This is a genomic window from Anaerotignum sp. (genome assembly GCF_030625865.1).
Classification (GTDB): Bacteria; Bacillota; Clostridia; order Lachnospirales; family Anaerotignaceae; genus Chakrabartyella.
Genome location: NZ_DAOUQB010000010.1, coordinates 33,208 through 53,387 on the forward strand (window position 1 = coordinate 33,208; position 20,180 = coordinate 53,387).

Annotated in this window: 18 protein-coding genes; 6 read left to right on the plus strand and 12 right to left on the minus strand. The window is 38.0% G+C overall.

Annotated features, from left to right (window positions below):
- Positions 1-165 precede the first annotated feature (165 nt).
- Positions 166-1,578: a putative bifunctional diguanylate cyclase/phosphodiesterase gene (locus tag P9Q65_RS04435; protein ID WP_304508151.1), complete on the plus strand. Its 1,413-nt coding sequence runs from the start codon at positions 166-168 to the stop codon at positions 1,576-1,578.
- A gap of 230 nt (positions 1,579-1,808) precedes the next feature.
- Here the strand turns inward: P9Q65_RS04435 and P9Q65_RS04440 are convergent, their stop codons facing one another.
- The 5 genes from P9Q65_RS04440 to P9Q65_RS04460 all read right to left on the minus strand — a co-directional run bounded on the left by P9Q65_RS04440 (position 1,809) and on the right by P9Q65_RS04460 (position 7,497).
- On the minus strand, positions 1,809-2,447 hold the full coding sequence (locus P9Q65_RS04440) for a bifunctional 4-hydroxy-2-oxoglutarate aldolase/2-dehydro-3-deoxy-phosphogluconate aldolase (RefSeq protein WP_304508152.1): 639 nt from the start codon (positions 2,445-2,447) through the stop codon (positions 1,809-1,811).
- Positions 2,448-2,459: 12 nt separating this feature from the next.
- Positions 2,460-3,557 (minus strand): sugar kinase, encoded by a 1,098-nt coding sequence (locus P9Q65_RS04445; protein WP_304508201.1) that lies wholly within the window; start codon positions 3,555-3,557, stop codon positions 2,460-2,462.
- Positions 3,554-5,026 carry a UxaA family hydrolase gene (locus P9Q65_RS04450; protein WP_304508153.1) on the minus strand — a complete coding sequence of 491 codons (1,473 nt, stop codon included), beginning with the start codon at positions 5,024-5,026 and terminating at the stop codon, positions 3,554-3,556. The genes P9Q65_RS04445 and P9Q65_RS04450 overlap by 4 nt, the downstream gene beginning before the upstream one ends.
- A 13-nt stretch (positions 5,027-5,039) precedes the next feature.
- The gene (locus tag P9Q65_RS04455; RefSeq protein ID WP_304508154.1) at positions 5,040-6,512 is read right to left on the minus strand and encodes a tagaturonate reductase; all 1,473 of its coding nucleotides are present in this window, start codon (positions 6,510-6,512) and stop codon (positions 5,040-5,042) included.
- A 328-nt stretch (positions 6,513-6,840) separates the two neighbouring features.
- Complete coding sequence (locus P9Q65_RS04460; protein ID WP_304508156.1) at positions 6,841-7,497, minus strand: GntR family transcriptional regulator; 657 nt, start codon at positions 7,495-7,497, stop codon at positions 6,841-6,843.
- Positions 7,498-8,006: 509 nt separating this feature from the next.
- Here P9Q65_RS04460 and P9Q65_RS04465 point away from each other — a divergent pair.
- From P9Q65_RS04465 to P9Q65_RS04485, 5 genes are all read left to right on the plus strand, one after another.
- Positions 8,007-9,038 (plus strand): zinc-binding alcohol dehydrogenase family protein, encoded by a 1,032-nt coding sequence (locus P9Q65_RS04465; protein ID WP_304508157.1) that lies wholly within the window; start codon positions 8,007-8,009, stop codon positions 9,036-9,038.
- A 52-nt stretch (positions 9,039-9,090) separates the two neighbouring features.
- Entirely contained in the window at positions 9,091-10,140 is a 1,050-nt protein-coding gene (locus tag P9Q65_RS04470) for a C4-dicarboxylate TRAP transporter substrate-binding protein (protein ID WP_304508159.1), read from the plus strand.
- Between the two features lie 86 nt (positions 10,141-10,226).
- On the plus strand, positions 10,227-10,730 hold the full coding sequence (locus P9Q65_RS04475) for a TRAP transporter small permease (protein ID WP_304508160.1): 504 nt from the start codon (positions 10,227-10,229) through the stop codon (positions 10,728-10,730).
- On the plus strand, positions 10,723-12,009 hold the full coding sequence (locus P9Q65_RS04480; protein ID WP_304508162.1) for a TRAP transporter large permease: 1,287 nt from the start codon (positions 10,723-10,725) through the stop codon (positions 12,007-12,009). The genes P9Q65_RS04475 and P9Q65_RS04480 overlap by 8 nt, the downstream gene beginning before the upstream one ends.
- Before the next feature lie 177 nt (positions 12,010-12,186).
- A complete protein-coding gene (locus P9Q65_RS04485; protein WP_304508163.1) occupies positions 12,187-12,981 on the plus strand; it encodes an HDIG domain-containing metalloprotein in 795 nt (264 codons plus the stop codon).
- 182 nt (positions 12,982-13,163) lie between these two features.
- Here the strand turns inward: P9Q65_RS04485 and P9Q65_RS04490 are convergent, their stop codons facing one another.
- The 7 genes from P9Q65_RS04490 to P9Q65_RS04520 form a co-directional block, all read right to left on the minus strand.
- Positions 13,164-13,316, minus strand: coding sequence for a hypothetical protein (locus P9Q65_RS04490; protein ID WP_304508165.1), 153 nt, complete (start codon positions 13,314-13,316; stop codon positions 13,164-13,166).
- Positions 13,317-13,438: 122 nt separating this feature from the next.
- Positions 13,439-14,548 (minus strand): SLC13 family permease, encoded by a 1,110-nt coding sequence (locus tag P9Q65_RS04495; RefSeq protein ID WP_304508166.1) that lies wholly within the window; start codon positions 14,546-14,548, stop codon positions 13,439-13,441.
- 77 nt (positions 14,549-14,625) lie between these two features.
- Positions 14,626-15,054, minus strand: coding sequence for a Fur family transcriptional regulator (locus tag P9Q65_RS04500; protein WP_304508168.1), 429 nt, complete (start codon positions 15,052-15,054; stop codon positions 14,626-14,628).
- Between the two features lie 39 nt (positions 15,055-15,093).
- A complete protein-coding gene (locus P9Q65_RS04505) occupies positions 15,094-15,915 on the minus strand; it encodes a metal ABC transporter permease (protein ID WP_304508169.1) in 822 nt (273 codons plus the stop codon).
- A 1-nt stretch (position 15,916) separates the two neighbouring features.
- Positions 15,917-16,705, minus strand: coding sequence for a metal ABC transporter ATP-binding protein (locus tag P9Q65_RS04510; RefSeq protein ID WP_304508171.1), 789 nt, complete (start codon positions 16,703-16,705; stop codon positions 15,917-15,919).
- Complete coding sequence (locus P9Q65_RS04515) at positions 16,702-17,589, minus strand: metal ABC transporter solute-binding protein, Zn/Mn family (RefSeq protein WP_304508172.1); 888 nt, start codon at positions 17,587-17,589, stop codon at positions 16,702-16,704. The genes P9Q65_RS04510 and P9Q65_RS04515 overlap by 4 nt, the downstream gene beginning before the upstream one ends.
- A 281-nt stretch (positions 17,590-17,870) precedes the next feature.
- Positions 17,871-20,006, minus strand: coding sequence for an EAL domain-containing protein (locus P9Q65_RS04520; protein ID WP_304508173.1), 2,136 nt, complete (start codon positions 20,004-20,006; stop codon positions 17,871-17,873).
- Positions 20,007-20,180: the final 174 nt, after the last annotated feature.

Here is a 20,180-nt window from a genome sequence, read left to right on the forward strand (position 1 = left end):
TGTACACAAAAACCAGTTGATGAACTCTGTGAGAACTTAAAAAAACCAAAAAAGTTAGTCTTTTTAATTATTATTATCTTTTATCTTTTATTCTATTTTGATGTTTTCGACTTTACCACATTAATAAATGCTATTGTCATTTGCATTTTCTATTGGGTTTTATCCATGAATATCAGAACAAATATGCTTGACCGTCTTATGCTAAAAACAGAAAAAGAGATGAATGAACAACTTGAGAAACTCATTAACGAAAGAACGAAAGAACTAAACCTTGCAAACCAGCATTTAGAAGAAATATCGAATACCGATGCATTAACAGGTTTGTTTAACCGCCGATATTTTATTCAACATCTGGAAACATTGATTCATTCTGATAAAGTGAATACATTTGCACTGCTTTACATAGATACCAATAGATTTAAACCCATTAACGATTCCTACGGACACGAAATCGGTGATAAAGTTCTGCAAGAATTAGGGTTACGCTTTTCGGCATACAATCTTTCCGAATTAACATGTTTTCGTATCGGCGGAGACGAATTTGCGGTTATTATTGAAAATTGCTCCGATGTATCTGAGATAACAAATATCGCCCATAAAATATTTGAAATGCTACAACATTCCATTTCTGTCCCCCCCTATTCTTTTACCTTAACTGCAAGTATTGGTATTGCACGTTACCCCTTGGATGCGGAAGATAAGGATATCTTGATCCGTTATGCAGATATTGCCATGTATGAAGTGAAATCTAAAAGCTACAAAAATAATTACATGTTTTTTGACAAGTTATTTATCGAAAAAATTAACAAAAAATATGAAATAGAAGTGCTCTTGCAAAATGCTGACTATGATAACGAATTTATGTTATATTATCAACCGCAATACAGCACCGATACCCAAGCCCTCATCGGGATGGAGGCATTGATTCGATGGAAACAGCCGCAAAATGGGCTCATTTCTCCTTCTGAATTTATCCCTATTGCAGAAGAAACAGGGTTGATTATTCAAATTGGTGAATGGGTAGTGGAAAAAGCGTTTTCTCAGATTAAAAAATGGAATGAACTGAATTCCATGGATTTAAAAATGAGTATTAACATCTCTCCCATACAAATCAAAAATACTGATTTTGCAAACTGGTTATGGAAAAAAATGCAAAATGAAAAAATTAAGCCAGAATGGATTGATTTGGAAATAACCGAAAGTGTTGCCATGATTTCCACCTCTTCCATTGAAAAAGCTTTTGATTTTTTGAATGAAATTGGCGTAAGTATTTCCATTGATGACTTTGGCACGGGATACTCCTCCCTCAGCTATATCCGAAAGTATAATATTGACCGTCTGAAAATAGCAAAGGAATTAATTGATCATATTGCCTATGATGAAAATGCTTTGCTTATTGTACAAACCATAATCATGATGTCAAGAGGTATGAACCTAAAAACTATTTCCGAAGGTGTAGAGGATATGGAGCAGCTGGAAATTCTTAAAGAACTGGGATGTGATGAAATTCAAGGTTACATTTTTGGGAAACCCATTCCCAGCTTAGAATTTGAAAAACTCCATTTAAATAAAAACTAATCTTTTTAAGCCACAGCACTCTGTGGCTATTTTTTTACTTGCCATAGATTTATTAAAAATACTATTTTTCTATAACACTTTTTTCTGAATAATAGGGCTGAATCATTCACAAAAAGGTAAACGATTCAGCCCTATTATCATGTTGTTACTCCTCTGCCTGTAAAATGAACGGTTTTTACATGAACAGAAGGTGATCACTTTTTAAACATTTCTTATAAAAGCCTTGATATTTAACCTCTTGCCTCGATAACAATATCCGCAGCTTTACGGCAAATAGATGTGATTTCTTCCCATGCTTTGCCGTTAATCAATTTATCCGTTACCATAAAAGATCCTCCAACGGCACAAATGCTCTTAAAAGAGAGATATTCCTTTAAATTATCTAAATTCACACCACCTGTAGGCATAAACTTAAACTGGTGATAAGGGCTTGACAATGCCTTAATGGTAGCCAAACCACCATACTGCTGTGCCGGGAAAAATTTAAATGTAGTTAAACCCAAATCGTGTGCTGCTTCAATTTCTGTGGGTGTCACACATCCGGGGAAAATGGGCACATTCTTTTCAATGCAATAAGCCGCAATTTTAGGATTAAACCCAGGAGATACAATAAACTGTGCCCCTGCCGCTAATGCTCTGTCAACCTGTTCTTTATACAAAACCGTACCCGCGCCAACAATCATATCAGGATAGTTTTCACGCATCAGCTTAATTGCTTTATCTGCCCCTTCTGCACGGAAAGTGATTTCCGCAACGGGCAAACCACCCTCTGAAAGTGCCTTTGCCAGTGGCAATGCATCTTCTTCAGGACGTTCCAATTTAATGACTGGTACTACACCAATTTTAGAAATTTTTTCTGCAATCGTCATTTTTTCTCCTCCTTAACGCTGCACTCTGGCTCCTGCGCCACCCATCAATGCTTCTACTTCCTTACGGCTTGCCATGCTTGTATCTCCAGCCGTTGTCATCGCCAATGCACCATGAGCCGCACCGTAATTTACCGCAACCTCTGGGTCTCCTGACTCCATCAAACCAAAAATCAAACCGGAAGCAAAACTGTCACCGCCGCCAACACGATCCATGATTTCCAAACCATCATATTTCTTAGAGAAATAAATTTCGCCATTTGCCCAGCACATTGCTGCCCAATCGTTTACTGTCGCAGTTTTGACACTTCTTAAAGTAGTCGCCATTACTTTAAAATTAGGGTATGTTTCAGCGGCTTTTGCCATCATTTTTTTGTAGCCGTCTAAATTCAGCGCAACCAAGTTTTCGTCGTTTCCTTCAATTTCAAAACCAAGGCATGCTGTGAAATCTTCTTCGTTTCCAATCATAACATCAATATATTTTGCAATTTCTTTATTTACTTCCTGCGCCTTCTTCTGTCCACCAATAGATTTCCACATAGAAGGACGGTAATTCAAGTCATAGGATACGATGGTTCCGTATTTTTTTGCTGCCTTTACTGCTTCAATGGTTACAGCAGCACTATTTTCGGACAATGCCGCAAAAATACCGCCTGTATGCAGCCAACGCACACCTAATGTTCCAAACAGATAATCAAAATCAAATTCACCAGGCTTAATTTGGGCAATGGCCGTATTGCCTCTATCGGAAACACCTACTGCCCCACGTACACCGTGACCTCTTTCTGTAAAATTCAAGCCATTGCGAACACTTCTGCCAATTCCGTCATAAGGCAGCCACTTAATAAAAGAAGTATCCACGCCACCCTGCAAAATGAAATCCTCAATCAAACGGCCAATTTCGTTGTCGGCAAAAGCCGTTAAAATGGCTGTTTTATATCCAAAGCACCGACGAAGTCCACGGGCAACGTTATATTCGCCGCCCCCTTCCCAAGCACGGAACTGTCTGGCTGTTTTGATTCTTCCCTCACCGGGATCCAATCTTAGCATTACTTCGCCTAAGGAAACCTGATCAAACATACACTCTTCTTTTGGTCTTAACTGAATCATTATAATGTCACCCCATCTTTAAAAATTGCAATTTCTTTGTAATCGTTTTCTTCATTTTTAGCAAGCTTTCCACTAGCTGTATCTTTTAATAAATCCATCAGCTGTTTTGCTGCTTCTTCAAATGTCGTTCCCTCTAATATCATCCCTGCATTAAAATCAATCCAGTTTGCTTTATGCTCCGCCAGGGCAGAATTTGAGGAAATTTTCAGTGTGGGAACAACGGTACCAAAAGGTGTTCCTCTTCCTGTGGTAAAAAGAATGATATGGGCACCGGAAGCCGCAAGGTTCGTACAGGATACCATATCATTACCAGGACCTGTTAATAAGGAAAGTCCCGGCTTTTTAACAGGCTTGGCATACTCTAAAATATCAGTAACCGTAGCCTGACCGCCTTTTTGAATACAGCCAAGGGATTTTTCCTCCAGTGTCGTTATTCCCCCTGCCTTGTTACCGGGAGAAGGATTTTCATATACAACCTGGTTATGGCTTACATAGTAGTTTTTAAACGCATTAATCATAGCTGTTGCTTCGTCAAATACTTCTTTGCTTTCACAACGGGCAAACAAGCTGTCTTCGGCACCAAACATTTCCGGCACCTCCGTCAAAATTGCCCTTCCCCCTGCGGATGTGTGTAAATCCGTTAAGCGCCCGCAAAGGGGATTTGCGGTGATTCCGGAAAATGCATCGGAGCCTCCGCACTTGAAACCGATAATCAGCTCCCTTAAAGGAACTTTTTCTCTTTTGTCTTTTTCTGTAAGCTGGGAAAGGGCTTTTAAAAGGGCTAATCCCTTTTCCATCTCGTCCTCTTCTTCTTGTGTAATCATAAAGCGAATTCTCTCGCTGTCATACTCGCCTAGAAATGGTTGAAACACGTCGAGGTTGTTGTTTTCACAGCCCAAAGACAGAACCAAAACACCGCCGGCGTTGGGGTGTTTTACCAAAGCCGCCAAAGTCTTTTGCGTCATGGTCTGATCCTCACCCATTTGGGAACAGCCGTAGGGATGAGTCACTGCCAGAGCATGAATCCCCATTTTTTCCGCTTCTTTTACCAAGCGCTCCGCCGTTTTATTTACACAACCCACTGTAGGCACAATCCAGATTTCATTTCTTACTCCCACAAGACCGTCTTTTCTACGGTAGCCCATAAAATATTCATCCTGCACATTCCAATCATACCCTTGGGTGCCGGAAAATTTATACTCCCCACTTTCAGCCAGATTAGTTTTCGCATTATGAACATGAACATGTTGTCCTTTTTCAATACTTTTCGTAGCATGTCCAATGGGGCTTCCGTATTTTATAACATTCTCCCCCGCATTAATGGGAAATAGGGCAATCTTATGACCAAAAGGAATATCATCCTTTGCAATAAGCGTAACCTCACCACACTGACAAACCTCATTTTTTTTTATATCGCAAAGAACAACGGCAACGCTGTCCTTTGGATTTACAATAATCATATTATCCTTCATGCTTGAACACTCCTTAAGCCAGAAGGGAAGCCAAAACTTCCTTTATTTCTTTTTCTTCCATCGCATTTAAATAGGAAGTAACTAATGCAGTCAAGCCATCGATGGCATTTAAATCAGTACCATTCCAAAAAGCTGTATTGGATAATACCCCTTGGGCAATGCCCAAAGCGTCCTTTTCTGCCCAAATTTTAGCAAAAAATTCCAATACCTCCATATCATCTTTAATGCTATAAACCGTACCATCAGCGCGGATTCCCGTATAATGCCCGTTATCCATTGTGCCTTTGTAGAAACGAATAAACGCCGCGAAAGAAAACGCCAAAGCCTTGGGTAACTTTCCTGTTTCCTCTACATAGCCAAGTAAACTGGGCATACATCTTGCGCACCATTTAGAGCAAGAATTCAATGAAATATCCAGCAATTTATGCTTAATATAGGGGTTACGGAAACGGTCTTTAACATCGGAAGCAAACTGTTCCAAATCTTCCTTAGGCAAATCCAAAGTAGGAATAATTTCGTCATATAGAAGTTTATCCAAATATTTTTCAAACAAGGGATCATTCATCATTTCCAAAACAATACTATGCCCTGACAGATATGCAGCCAAAACCGTTGCCGTATGCCCACCATTTAAAATTCTAACCTTACGTTTTTTATATGGCGTTGCATCCTCTGTCCAAATCACATTTGCATCTGTTTTATGAATGGGTAAAATATCTGCCCATTCTTTTTTCCCTTCAATGACCCAAAGGTTAAATACTTCACTGGTTACCAAACATTTATCCTCATAACCCATTTCATTATAAAAATAATCAAGTTGATCCCCAGGGTAACCAGTCACAATACGGTCAACCATGGTAGAACAAAAATGATTGCTCTCTTTTACCCAAGTTTTGAAGTTTTCCTCTAAACCCCATTCCTCAGCATACTGTAAAACAATGCGCAATAAATTTACCCCATTGTTATCAATTAATTCCACAGGCAAAAAAAGTAATCCTTTCTCTGTTGCGCCGTGAAACACCTGATATCTTTCATATAAAAATGCACAAACCTTTGCAGGAAAGGACTGCGCCGGTCTATCAGTTAGCTGATCTCCGGCCTTATAAGCAATGCCTGCCTCCGTTGTATTGGAAATAACCACCTTTAAATCCTGGGAACGAGCCATGTTTAACAAAGCCTCATAATCCTCATAAGGATTGATACAACGAGAAACAGATGTATTCGCCTCAATCTTTTCTACGGGCTTGCCATTTTCAATTCCCCGCATAATCAATGTATACATACCATTTTGAGAATTAATTACCTCTCCCATCCCCTTTGCAATGGGCTGACACAAAACAATAGAACCATCAAAACAGCCCTGATTATTTGCCTTGTTAATCATCCAATCAGTAAAGGCACGAAGAAAATTTCCTTCCCCAAATTGCAATACTTTTTCCTTCAAAGCCGGTGCTTGAGGAGCCAACACTTCATTTATCTTTTTCATAAACCTTATACCTCCAAATTTTTGGTTTAAGATATTCACAGGAACAGTATACAACATAATTTAGTCTGTTGTATACAACAAAAGCAAAAATATTGTATTTTTGTTTAATCAGACAATATATCACTTTGATTTTTGTGCATTTTGAAGTAATTATCCTAGGTTTTCCATTTTTATTTTAATGTATACAATCCTTATTTCATTTTTTTGCTTCACAAAAAAAGATGCACCCCCGGTTACAAAGGCACATCATACTTTTATCCTTTATTTTTATTTTATTTTATATTCTGTGCATCAAAAATCATAGTAAAGCATAATTAAAATTACTTTTTTACATTTCTGTAGTTTTATTACTTAACACCAAGTCAAATGTTGCATTTTTTGATGCCAACAGATGGGCTTCCATCTCCTTTGCCGCTAATTCCCAGTTATGTTTTAAACAAGCAGTCACTATTTTTAAGTGCTCCTGATTGGTTCTTTCTAATCGCAAATCAACAAACTGCCCTGTCAAAACTCGAAACCGCAGGTTTTGATTGTGAATCCAATCATAGGTTTTTAACAGATAAGGATTCTGGATCGCTTCAACAATGCTAACATGAAAGGTGTCATCCAATGAATAATATTCTTCCTCGCTAAAAGTATGGGCAGGGGAGGAAAAAGTATCATAATATTTATAAATTACTTCATCCTTAATTTTCGACCCATATTTCAAAAGCGCATAGGGTTCATAAAGGAGGCGAACCTCAAATATTAAATTAATATCATTAATCGACAAACCTGACACCTCGATGCCCTTTTTGGGCAAAATGGAAATCAATCCTTCCTGCTCCAATCGGCTGAGGGCATCACGTATTGGTGTTCTGCTTACATGCAGCTCTTCCCTCAAGGATTCCTCGTTCAACATCGCTCCCGGTGCATATTCACAGCGAATAATTTTCTCTTTTATTGCGTAATACGCTTTTTGCTTTAAGCTTTCCTTTCCAGCCATTCAATGTGCCTCCCCCAAAAAAGTTGGATAAAGTATACTACATAATCTTTCATTTGCAAAGGGAAAAACAAAAATTATTCAAAACTATTCTTACAAAATCCATTTACCTTATGCAAAATTAAGTTGTTTCCCCTTTTTTTCTGTTATAAAAGAACTTGCCCTTAAGCTTTTATAGCCGGTTTTTTAAATAATAAAATCAACAATAAACAACATCATTCCCTTTTTGGATACATCAATAGACAAAATTTTATCTTCCACGTAGACTTTCGAAATTACGCTTATCCTTTATTTTTCATAAATTTACTTATTCTTCAAATTTAAGCGTATTTATTTGTCTATATTGCTTAAAAATACACTATGAAAATTGTTTATACTATTGAAAATTAAGTCTGGTTTCATTTTTAAGTTGACACATGCCAGTGTCTGCAATTATACTCCTCTTATAGAGTGATGTATACATCAAAAGAAGCAGTGGCATATCGCTGTTGAAAAGGAAGGTATTTTATATTATGAAAGCACTTAAAATTAACTCACCGGGAAATGTTTCAATTGCCGAAATTGAAAAACCTATTCCCAAAGAAGGCGAAGCCTTATTAAAACTTCTGTATGGAGGTATATGCGGTAGTGATTTGAGCTCTTACCGTGGAGCAAATGCTTATGTTTCCTACCCTCGTATTCCTGGACACGAGTTTTCAGCAGAAATCGTTGAGGTTGGCGAAAATAAATACGGGTTAAAACCTGGCATGATAGTAACCTGCAATCCATACTTTAACTGCGGTGAATGTTACTCCTGTCAAAAAGGAAGGGTCAATGTATGTCAGGATAATCAGACTATGGGAGTTCAGCGGGAAGGCGCATTTAGTGAATATATCACCATGCCAGTGGAAAGAATCTACGATGGAAAAGGTTTGGATGGAGAAACACTTGCTTTGATCGAACCTTTTTGCATCAGCTACCATGGTGTATCCCGGGCAGAAGTAAAACCCGGCGATAAAGTTCTGATCATGGGTGCCGGCACCATTGGTGTTTTGGCTGCCATTGCGGCAAAAGCAAAAGGTGCAGAAGTAACCATCTGCGATGTGGCAGAAGAAAAATTAAACTATGCTTATGAAACCTTTAAAATTAATCATAAGCTTTTAAACAGCTCTCCCGATGCATTTCAAAAGGGTGTAGCCGAATTAACAAATGAAAATGGCTTTGACGTAGCAATTGAAGCTGTAGGGCTGCCTGCTACGTTCCAAAACTGTATCGATGCTGCCTGTTTTGGCGGTAAGGTCGTTTTGATTGGCGTTTCAAAGAAAAACATTGACGATTTCTTCTTTACAATAATCCAGAAAAAAGAACTAAATATTTATGGTTCCCGTAATGCACTGGAAAAAGATTTTAAAGAATTGATCGACTTGGTATTACATCATGATGTAAAATTAAATAAAGTTATAACAAACCGTTATAACTGGACAGACGGTTCTCAGGCACTTGCAGATTTTTCTGAAAATGCCAATAAAATGTTAAAGGTTGTGCTGGACTTCACCCAATCTTAAGGGTGTGTTCATAAAATTATGCAAAAAACAAGAATTGAAAGGGGAAAAGAAAATGAAATTTAAAAAGTTAGTAGCTTCTATGTGTATTGCAGCAATCTCCGTTGCTTCTCTTGCAGGTTGTTCCAGTAAACCAGCAGAATCCGCTGATCAGCCTGACACAGCTACACCCACAGAAAAAGTACAATTACAGATTGGTTTTGAAAACTCCATGTCTGAACCTATCGGGCAGGCTTTGCAGCACTGGGCAGACTTGGTAGATGAGAAATCCGGCGGCACAATGGAAATCGTTCTTTATCCTGACTCTCAGTTGGGTAACAAGACAGACTTGATCGACTCCATGCTGTTAGGCGAAAATGTTGCAACTTTAGCTGATGGCGCTTTCTATGCTGATTACGGTGTACCCGATTTTGGCATCGTATTCGGACCTTTCTTGTTTGACAATTGGGATCAGTGCTGGACATTGATTGAATCCGATTGGTACAAAGAACAAGAAGCAAAATTGCAGGATAAAGGTTTGAAGCTTCTCGCTTCTAACTGGGCATATGGCGCTCGTCATACCTTGACAGTAAAACCTGTTAATACAGTAGAAGATTTAGCAGGTATGAAGATCCGTGTTCCAAGCAACCAGATTCAGACTTTGGGCTTTAACGCTTTAGGTGCTGCTGCAACTGGCATGAGCCTTGGTGATGTATATCAGGCATTGCAGACAAAGACAATCGACGGTGCTGAAAACCCTCTTGCAACACTGTATGGCCGTAAGTTGCACGAAGTTGCAAAATACTTGATCTTAGATAGTCATGTTTTAAACTTCACAACATGGGTATGCTCTAACGATTGGTTCAACTCTTTAACAGAAGAACAGCAGAACATTCTTTTGGAAACAGGTAAAGAAGCAGGTATTTACAACAACCAGATTCAGCAAGAATCCGAAGCTGATTACTTGCAGAAGATGAAAGACGAAGGTGTAACCGTTGTAGAACCTTCTGAAGAAGTTATGGCTGGCTTCCGTGAAAAAGCACAAGCATTCTACGATCAGGGCGACACATTCGGTTGGTCCGAAGGTCTTTATGACACAGTTCGCGCTGCAATGGGTGCTAAATAAATCACATCCAAAATAATAATACTGACTACTACGGCGGCAGGAGATCCTTCCGCCGTAATTTTCAGAATAGATTCGAGGGAGCGAATATGAAGAAAAATAATAATATATTATCTATACTCGCTAATATTGACGTATTTGTTGCTGGAATAGCACTTGCAATTCTGATTATTCTTACGTTTTTAGGCGTTATTTGGCGTCGTGCCTTTGGTGCACCATTCACTTGGTTAGAAGAGATCCAGCTTGCTTGTATGGTTTGGATTGTTTTCGCATCAGCAGGTGCAGCTTTTCGTTACGGGAATCACGTTGCCATTGAAATGATTGTTGATTTGATGCCCAAAAAAGTTCAAAAAATGTTTACCGTTTTCATTTCAATTGTTGTTGTTGCAGTTATTTTTTACTTATTTATACAAAGTATCGGTTTTATTCAACTCTTTATAAAGAGTGGACGTTCAACGCCTATGTTAGAAATTCCTTATACATTGATTTATGGTATTGCACCTGTATCTTTTATTTTGATGATTCTCAACTACTTCTATGCCCTAGTCAAGGGTGTAAAATCCGAAGCAAAGGAGGCGGTAGAAAGTGAATAGTGTTCTTGCTCTGTCCGCCATCGTGCTACTGGTGCTTTTATTTTTGAAAGTTCCGGTATATTTATCCGTATTAGGTGGTTCCGCAATTTATTTTGCTCTAAATCCGACAATAAACACCATTATGTTCGCCCAAAGAGCGATTACAGGTGTTGAAAGTATATCTTTATTGGCAATTCCCTTTTTCGTTTGTGCCGGTATTTTAATGAACTATACCGGGGTAACAAAACGTATTATGGATTTTTGTTCCGTACTTACCGGGCGTATGTCCGGAGGGTTGGCACAGGTAAACGTATTGCTTTCCACATTAATGGGCGGTTTATCCGGCTCTAACTTAGCAGATGCTGCAATGCAGGCGAAAATGCTGGTTCCTGAAATGGAGGCAAAGGGATTCTCCAAAGAGTTTTCCACAGTCGTTACAGCAACCTCCTCCATGATTACACCTTTGATCCCGCCCGGCATTGCCATGATTTTATACGGTTGTATTGCAAACGTTTCCATCGGTAAACTTTTTATGTCCGGCCTGGGAATTGGAACTTTATTGTGTGCCACAATGATGATTTTGGTACGTTTTATCTCTATAAAGCGCGGCTATCAGCCCCTTTACAAAGAAAAGGCTTCTGCAAAGCAATATATGACTGCTGCAAAACCTGCAATTCTCCCCTTGTGCTTGCCCATCATTATCATCGGTGGTATCCGTTTAGGGGTCTTTACAGCAACAGAAGCAGGCGCCATTGCTATTCTTTACGCTATATTCCTTGGTTTACTCTACAAGGAGCTTAACTTGAAAAACACATTCCAAGGCTTAAAGGAAACGGTATGTACCACTTCATCTATTATGTTAATTGTTGCAGCTGCCAGTGTTTTCTCCTGGATTTTAACAAAGGAACGTATTCCTCAGCAATTGACAGAATGGATTGTGGGTACAATTCATAACAAATACATCTTCTTATTGGTTGTAAATATTTTCTTGTTAATCGTTGGTATGTTTATTGAAGGCAATGCTTCCATGATTATCTTAGTTCCTCTCCTTGCACCTATTGCTGCCAGCTATGGAATTAATGAAATTCAGTTTGCTATGATTTATATCTTCAATAATGCTATCGGTGCTTTATCCCCTCCTATGGGAACACTGATGTTTGTAACGTGTGGGATTACCAAATGTAAAACAGCGGCTTTTATTAAAGAAGCTCTGCCCTTCTATATTCTTTTGGTAATCAACCTGCTTTTGATTACTTATGTTCCTGTGTTTTCAACCTTTTTAGTAAACATATTATATTAATTACGGTTTAAAATTTAAAAGACTATGCGGAAAAAATCCAAAATCAGGATGATTCTGCTAGTCTTTTTATTTTGTCAAATTTTTTAGAATAGCTCTCCTTTTTTATACCCCTCTGATTTCTCAAAACAAGAATAATCCATTACATCTCAGAGAAAAATAACATCTGAGGTGAATACAATGATTAAGCAAAAATCGGGAAATCAAGAGCCTATAAAAAAAGATATATTAAAAAATAAAAATAACGACAAATCCCACAAAGCATTCCATGAAAACGCACATAAACAGGAAAATAATAAACAACATTTGAAACAAAAACAGCTTTACGTAGAATTGACAAAGCATTTATGCGCAGACTTTCAACCATCGACATACTTAAACCAATTGTTGTCTGGGGGAAAGCTTGACGAATATCCCTATACGATGCTAAAAATATTAGAAACAATACCCCAATCTCCTGTCCATCATCCGGAAGGATGTGTTTGGAATCATGTTTGCCTAGTGGTAGATCATGCAGCACGGGTGCGTCAGCAAAGTCGTGATCCCCTTACCTTTATGTGGGCAGCCCTTTTGCACGATATTGGAAAATCAAAAACAACCAGAGAACGTCGTGGAAAAATTACAGCCTATGATCATGACACAGTGGGAATGCATATGGCAGTGGAATTCCTGTCTCAGTTAACGGATGACCAAACCCTCATTAAACACGTTGGGGCCTTAGTTAAATATCATATGCATCCATTATACGTTCTCAAAGGTTTACCTTTTGGAGATATGCAAGGAATGAAAGCAGAAACTGATGTCCGAGAAATTGCATTATTAGGATTTTGCGACCGTATGGGTCGAACAGGAAGTAATGCAGGGGAGGAAAGTAAAAAAATTAAGATGTTTATGGAAAAATGCGGCATAAAAAATTCATCTTTGCATTTATCCTCCCACGGACAAAGATTGCAACACCCATCATTTCTGGGGTAGCCAGCTAAGTTTCTACCAACATCAACTTTCCAAAATCAGAACCTGTTGCTCCTTTTCACATTTTCTCCAAAATTTAAGGCTTTCTATAATTTTCACCATAGAAAGCCTTTTTCGTATTCCCTAATATAATTATTCCAATATAGGGCTTTTTGCAATGGGCTTTTAAACACCCACTATTCGGATTATCCCTTATCAGCACCCGGTTTGTGGCGAGATCCTGATTGTTTTTTCTTGTTTCGCCCTTCTCCGTCCAATGCACTTTCTGCCATAGTAGGCCCGCCATTTGCTTTTGCTTTGCGAACTTCCTTCGGATCAAGCTGACTGTCTTTTGCCATAAATTATCACCTCGAAACCAGTATTTGCAAAACTGATATTTCTATTCATTTTTTCCTAAAAAACACCTTTATTAGGATTGGCACACCCCATAAGTGCAGTCAATTTCTCTTTCTTCTTTGACTTATACTACAGCAACGACTAACCATAATACTCCAAGAAATAAAAGATTAATCGCTGTAAATACACAAAGATACTTGCATGTCTGAGCGCCTCTTGTAGAAGCATACGCCTTATAAGAAATAACGCTAGCCATGGAAGCTATCAATGTCCCCAATCCTCCAAGATTGACCCCCACCAATAGTCCTGAATAATTCGCAGTAAACTTTGATAGGAGCATAGTAGCAGGAACATTACTGATTATCTGGCTAAGCAAAATAGAAACCATTAGCTCTCTTCCCCCTACCAATTCATAGAGTATGTTGCTAACAGCAGGTATATTTCTTATATTCCCGATAAAGATAAACAATAAAATAAAGGTAAGTAGCAATCCATAATCCACCCGAAGGAATATATCTCCCGCAAAAATCAAAACCCCACTCAGAACAAATATAAGTGCAATACCATAAGGAATCATACGTAAAACAGCCAATAAACATATAAAAAATAGCAAACACCACAAAACAGGTTTTTCAACTTCGCTCTTTCCCCCTTGGAAGCCCTCTCCAGACAGTTCTATCGCCTCTGGCTTAACAAAAAAAATAACTGCAAAAAGCAGTAAAAGCGAAATTGCTGACGGCATAGCCATTGTCTTTAAAAACTGCCCCATAGTCATATTCGAAATAGAATACAAATATAAGTTTTGAGGATTCCCAAGAGGTGTAAGCATGCTGCCCAGGTTTGCGGCAATCGTTTGTAAAACAATCACAGGAATCATAAGCTTTCTTTTTTCTGTCTGCGTCAGCATCATAATACTAAGGGGAACAAATGTAATTAAAGCAACGTCATTGGTGATTAACATACTACTAAAAAAACAAATTCCTACCAAAATAAAAACCAACACACGAGTATTATGTACAATCTTTAATAAACGGGTAATAATACACTCAAAGATGCCAGCTTTTTGAAACCCCGCTACTACCATCATCATGGAAAACAGCAGACTTAAGACACGCAAATCTAGATACTCTAAATATTTCTTTGAAGGATGGACAAATAAAGCAGAAATAATCGCAACTACAAAAGCTACAAACAAAACAGGATCACCGTAAATAAATTTTCTTAATTCTTTCATTTTTCTTACTCCCAAATAACATAGCATTGCCATTGTACCGAAAATACTATTTTCTCAAAAAGATTTTAAGCATCGTTTTATTCTGATTTTTTTCTGCATTCAGAACAATAACCAAAAAAAACAAGTTTATGACTTGTAATATTAAATTCCGTTTCCCTTTCAAGGGCTTTTTCATATTCCTGTATCGGGCAGTGATCTAAGGCAATTATTTTTCCGCAGGATATACAAATAATATGGTGCTTATGCCCCATTCCCAACACCTCGTATACCGCTTTGTTATTTGTGATGTTACTCTTTTGCACCAATCCTTTGGAAACAAAGACATCTAAAATTCTATAAATTGTTGAAAGGCTCATGTTTTTCTCTTTTTCCATAAGCTTCACATAGATTTCTTCTGCGGTTAAAGGCACATCCGAATCTGTCAGCAGTTGAAAAACCAGTTCTCTTTGTTTGGTTGCTTTAATATCATTTTTCTTAAATATCTCTTTGCAACTTTTACTTTCCATCTTAATCACACCTTCCACAAAATATTATACTAACAAGACTTAATTCATTTGATTGCGAAATTTAATAGAATAAAAGATATAAACGAACAAATATCCTATAGCAGAGAGAATGACAATGGCAGCACCGGAGGCAACATTAAACACATAGGATATCCATAGCCCCACAAAACAAAATAAAGCACCTATGATTATAGATAATACCATCCGCAATTTCAAGTTTTTAGCCAATAAACCCGCTATGGCCGTGGGTGCCGTAAATAGCGCCAAAATCAGAATAATACCCACAACACGAATTAAAACTACAACAGACATGGCAATTAATACAAAAAGAAGATATTCCATAAATGCAGTCTTTATCCCTATAATGGATGCAAATTCCTCATCAAACATGTAGGCTTTCCAATAATTAAATAATAACGTAATGACAAGCACAACGACGATTGTAAAAACCGCCATAAAAAACAGATCTCCTCTGGTTACCGACAGGATGCTTCCAAACAAATAAGATGATAAATCCGGTGGATACCCGGGCGTCATAGCTATAAATAAAATACCAAGAGCCATTCCCAAAGACCAGAAAAGCCCAATCACTACATCTGAACGAGTGCCTCCCCTTCTTTTGATGTATCCTATGCCCAAAGCCGCAAGTATGGAGATAAAAAGAGCACCGATAATGGGTTCAAACCCAAACAAATACCCAAGGCCTACCCCGCCGTATGAAGTATGAGCGATCCCACCACTCATCATAATCAATTTTTTTTCAACAATAATCACACCGATAATACCACACACAATGCTTGCAAGAATGCTTGCAATTACTGCATTTTGAACAAATTGATATTGGAATAAAGATAGTAGCATATCATTGTTCCTCCTTTGCTCTAGGCTGTGCCCCATGGGCAAAAAGGTCAATTGGGTATCCGTATAAAGCCTTTGCTATTTCTTCATTCAGCTCATTTCCACCATGATAAACTAACCTTCCTTTCATGCAGGCTAAGGTTTTTACCTGAGAAGATACGGCAAGCAAATCGTGAGTAACCATAATAATTGTCATACTCTGATTCAGCTCCTTCAGCAAGGAAAAAATTTGGTCACCGGAGCTTACATCCACGCTTGCCGTCGGCTCATCCAAAATCAAAAGCTTTGGCTCCACCGCCAACGCCCTTGCAATCAGCATCCTTTGGAATTCCCCGCCTGATAGCTGGGAAATCATTCTGTCCTTAAGCTTGTAAATACCAACTTTATTGAGGTACGCATCGGCTTTTTCTTTATCTATTTTTGTATATTTATGAAATGGGGCGAAAGAAGGTTTCAGCATTCCTGTTAAGACCACCTCACGTACTGTGATGGGAAAAGCTTTATCCAACCCTGTAATTTGGGGCACATAGCCAATGAGTTTCCCCGTTTTACCTGGCTTTTTCCCATAAACCGTAATTTCGCCGCACGAAGGAGAAACCAAACCCAAAATTGCTTTGAGCAAAGTAGTTTTGCCCCCGCCGTTTGGGCCGATAATCCCCAAATAATCTCCTTCTTGAACGTCAAGAGAAACACCTGCAATAGCAGGTGTTTCTCTGTATTTAACCGTTAGATTGTGAATGCTGACCGCATTTTTACAATCTTGCATATCACTTACATTTGTTGCATAAATCATTGCATAACCTCCGAAATAAGTTTAGCCATATTCTTGAGATTTTCTATATAATCGGATGCAAGAGGTTCCAGCTGAACTGTTTTACCGCCAATTTCTTCCGCAAAAGATTCCGCCTGTGCACTGGAAATTTCAGCTTGGTAAAAAATGGCCTTAATATTCTCCTTTTTCGCCAAATCTATCATTTCCTGTAGCTTTTGGGGTGTTGCCTCTTTTCCCTCTTCCTCAAGGGCATACATCTCAAGACCATAATCATCAGCTAGATAGCCGAATGCCGGATGGAATACGATTAACTTTCTATTCTCAACGCCCTCCAGAGCCTTTTGAATTTCCTTGTCCAAATCCTCAAGCTGTTTTATATATTCCTGAGCATTCTCATCATATTCATTTTTATTTTCGGGGTCAATTTCACCCATTTCCCGGGCAATGGACTGAACCATTACCATAGCACGTTTCGGTGAAAGCCAAATATGGGGATCCCTCTCTCCCGGAGCCAATTCCAAATCTGGATATAACTTTGATACATCATCCTGAAGGCTAATAATTCTCAAATCGTTCATTTCCCCAGCTTTTGGTAAGATGTTTGCCTCCTCAGTAGGAACTCCCATGGTAAAGTATACTTTCGCATTACTAAATTGCTCCATTTCCTTAGGCGTGGGTTCGTAATTTTCCGGGCTACTTCCCGGCGGAATCAACACAACCACATCTGCCATGTCCCCGCAGACTGCCTTAACAAAGGTTTCTTCCGGAACAATAGAAACAGCAACAATGGGTTTTTCCTCTGTTCCTGTACCAGCATTTGTATCGGCTTGTTTATTGGCACAACCGGCAAACATTAACGTAATCATAATCAATACTAAAATATTAGAAAAACTTATTTTTTTCATACCATATGCTCCTTCCCGTAGGATTGCAATTGTTGCAAACGCAAATTATTCGCATTTGCAACAATGATTATAATAAAACTACGCTATGCTGTCAAGTATTTTACAAGGTAATCCTTCACTTTTTTTGCCCAGCTTTCCACTTTTGTGCTTGTTTCATCCGATTTTTTGCAAAATAACCTAATCCAAAGTTTGTAATATAAAAAAAGCGCCACTATTTGCGCTCTTTTTATCCCCAATTCTTTTGCTCAGCCAGAAATACCCCAAAGTGTCCTCTATATGTACTACTGCTTGCTTTTGATATACTCCATAGCCTCATCCAGAGGAATTGCCTTATTAAAAAGATATCCTTGAAAAAGTTCACATCCTAAATCCCGTAAAAGATCCATCTGCTCTTTTGTTTCAACATACTCAGCCAGAACGGTATAATTTAGTGTCTGTCCAAGGGATATAATGGATGACACAATATTTTGACAATTTTTATTATTCAATATTTCTTTTACAAGAGAACCGTCAAGCTTAACCGTATCAAAATTATATTCTTTTAAATACATCAATGAACTATGTCCCATGCCAAAATCATCCATAGATAGCTTAATGCCAAGGACGTTAAATGCATCAAGTAACCCTTTTATTTTTCTGTTCACCTCCAAAGCAAGTCTTTCCGTAATTTCTATTTCTAGTTCCCCCGGAGCCAGATGATACTGTTTAAGTGCTTTTCTAAGAACATCAACAAACCCCTTGTCCTCCAGCTGAGAGGTGGAAATATTAACACAAACATAAATATTTCGAAAACCCTTTTTCTTTAGTGTATCCAAATCACGGCAAGCCGTATCGATAATCCAATCCCCAAGCTTAGTCATGATAATCGCCTCTTCCGCAAGGGCAATCATCAACGGCGGATAGATAAAACCATAACTGTTGTGTTTCCACCTTAAAAGGGCCTCCATGCAGACCACATTCCCCTGACAGTCAACAATAGGTTGATAATACAGGTTTAATTTGTTATTGCGTAAGTCATCCTCAAGGTCAGCTTCCAACGCTCTGGCAATACTCCCGACATCGTCGTATCTTGACAGAAGAGAGGACATTACACCTCGATCTTCACTTATTTTAAAAGCATCCAAAACTTTTTTTAAATTCCCATCCCTTTGTGACTGATAAGCTTTTTCCCACAGCTTAACAAAAGGAACATAACAAATTGTTCCCACACATAAGTTAAACAGCTGTAACAGGCTTCCTCTAATGGATCCCGTGGAAATATACCCGCTCAAAAAAACAGGTGTTGTCCACTCAACATGATATATTGCTAGGGGTACTAATCCAATTTTTATAATGAAAAGAGAAAATATCATCATAAACAAGGGAACACCCAAAAAAGGAATTACAAAAATCGGGTTAAATACAATAGGAATTCCAAAGACCATTAGTTCATTAATATTGAATAAAACCGGTATAAGGGAAAATTTAGAAAGTTGCTGCTGACTTTTGTTTTTGCCCACCAATAAAATAGCAAGGACAAGGCAAAGCATGGTACCACATCCTCCCATCAAAACAAATGTATCACAGAAGGTTTTCGAAAAAATCTCACTTGGATAAATCCCCAAATTCATAAGTTCCAAATTGTTATCTAACACAGGAACAAAAATCCCCTGTGCTACAGGCTCCAACATATTACTGCCATGTATCCCTAAAAGCCACAAAACATGGGTAAGAAGAATAAACAAAACACCTCTAAAAAAATCAGAATGGATATTCATAAAAAGTATTGATAGCTTTCCAGAAATAAAAATTTGTAAGTCTGTAATATCAAAGAAATAAGAAAAAATTTTATTTGTGCATGCAAAAATTGCGATGGTAATTCCACTCGGTAAAAAAAGTGAGAGCGCTAAGTTAAAGCCCGGATTGGCTCCATCTGTTCCCAGCCTAATTTTGAATCTTTTTACAGAAGAAAACTCTCTAAAAAGGATAGAAGATAAAATCGCTACCATCAGTGCACTAAAAACACCGAAAACACCAAAATTGACAATCAAAAATTCAGGTTTTGTAATGCCGTATAATGCCGTAAATGAAGCCAATGATGTCATTGCTGCAATAATCGGGCTAACATAATCTCTATAATCATTCATTTCCTGTGCATATGAATAACTGATAGAAATAACGGCTATTAATGAAAAAGAATTGTATGTACCGTCACGGATATATTCAAACACATTTTTCCAGTTTGTCCCAAACATATTCAACATAAACTGTTGATAACTCTGTATAGGCAAACTCATAATTACAAGGGCAAATGACCCAAGCAAAACAAATGGCATCATAAAAGTAAACCCGTTTCGCACGGCCCGCAGTAATGGCTTGCTAATGATTTTGTCGTTAAGCCTAGATAAGAATTCAAAAAAACCAGTAAATGATGGCATTTATATCTCACCCCACCTGTTTTTGTGTCACATATTTTATGAGCAACATTTTTTTATTTTTTATCAAGCTAATGAATTAAAAAATTTTTGAAATTTCTAAATTATAATGTTTCATTATATCATTCCAGTAAATTCCAAACAAGATTTTTTTACAAAATAACCCATATTTAAAAC

Bases quoted from the DNA above. Each gene is read 5' to 3' on its own strand.
- P9Q65_RS04435 (WP_304508151.1), top strand. From the start codon at position 166: ATGAATATCAGAACAAATATGCTTGACCGTCTTATGCTAAAAACAGAA.
- P9Q65_RS04450 (WP_304508153.1), bottom strand. From the start codon at position 5,026: ATGAAGGATAATATGATTATTGTAAATCCAAAGGACAGCGTTGCCGTT.
- P9Q65_RS04455 (WP_304508154.1), bottom strand. From the start codon at position 6,512: ATGAAAAAGATAAATGAAGTGTTGGCTCCTCAAGCACCGGCTTTGAAG.
- P9Q65_RS04500 (WP_304508168.1), bottom strand. From the start codon at position 15,054: ATGGAAAGTAAAAGTTGCAAAGAGATATTTAAGAAAAATGATATTAAA.
- P9Q65_RS04485 (WP_304508163.1), top strand. From the start codon at position 12,187: ATGATTAAGCAAAAATCGGGAAATCAAGAGCCTATAAAAAAAGATATA.
- P9Q65_RS04475 (WP_304508160.1), top strand. From the start codon at position 10,227: ATGAAGAAAAATAATAATATATTATCTATACTCGCTAATATTGACGTA.
- P9Q65_RS04470 (WP_304508159.1), top strand. From the start codon at position 9,091: ATGAAATTTAAAAAGTTAGTAGCTTCTATGTGTATTGCAGCAATCTCC.
- P9Q65_RS04495 (WP_304508166.1), bottom strand. From the start codon at position 14,548: ATGAAAGAATTAAGAAAATTTATTTACGGTGATCCTGTTTTGTTTGTA.
- P9Q65_RS04510 (WP_304508171.1), bottom strand. From the start codon at position 16,705: ATGATTTATGCAACAAATGTAAGTGATATGCAAGATTGTAAAAATGCG.
- P9Q65_RS04515 (WP_304508172.1), bottom strand. From the start codon at position 17,589: ATGAAAAAAATAAGTTTTTCTAATATTTTAGTATTGATTATGATTACG.
- P9Q65_RS04460 (WP_304508156.1), bottom strand. From the start codon at position 7,497: ATGGCTGGAAAGGAAAGCTTAAAGCAAAAAGCGTATTACGCAATAAAA.
- P9Q65_RS04505 (WP_304508169.1), bottom strand. From the start codon at position 15,915: ATGCTACTATCTTTATTCCAATATCAATTTGTTCAAAATGCAGTAATT.
- P9Q65_RS04520 (WP_304508173.1), bottom strand. From the start codon at position 20,006: ATGCCATCATTTACTGGTTTTTTTGAATTCTTATCTAGGCTTAACGAC.
- P9Q65_RS04440 (WP_304508152.1), bottom strand. From the start codon at position 2,447: ATGACGATTGCAGAAAAAATTTCTAAAATTGGTGTAGTACCAGTCATT.
- P9Q65_RS04490 (WP_304508165.1), bottom strand. From the start codon at position 13,316: ATGGCAAAAGACAGTCAGCTTGATCCGAAGGAAGTTCGCAAAGCAAAA.
- P9Q65_RS04465 (WP_304508157.1), top strand. From the start codon at position 8,007: ATGAAAGCACTTAAAATTAACTCACCGGGAAATGTTTCAATTGCCGAA.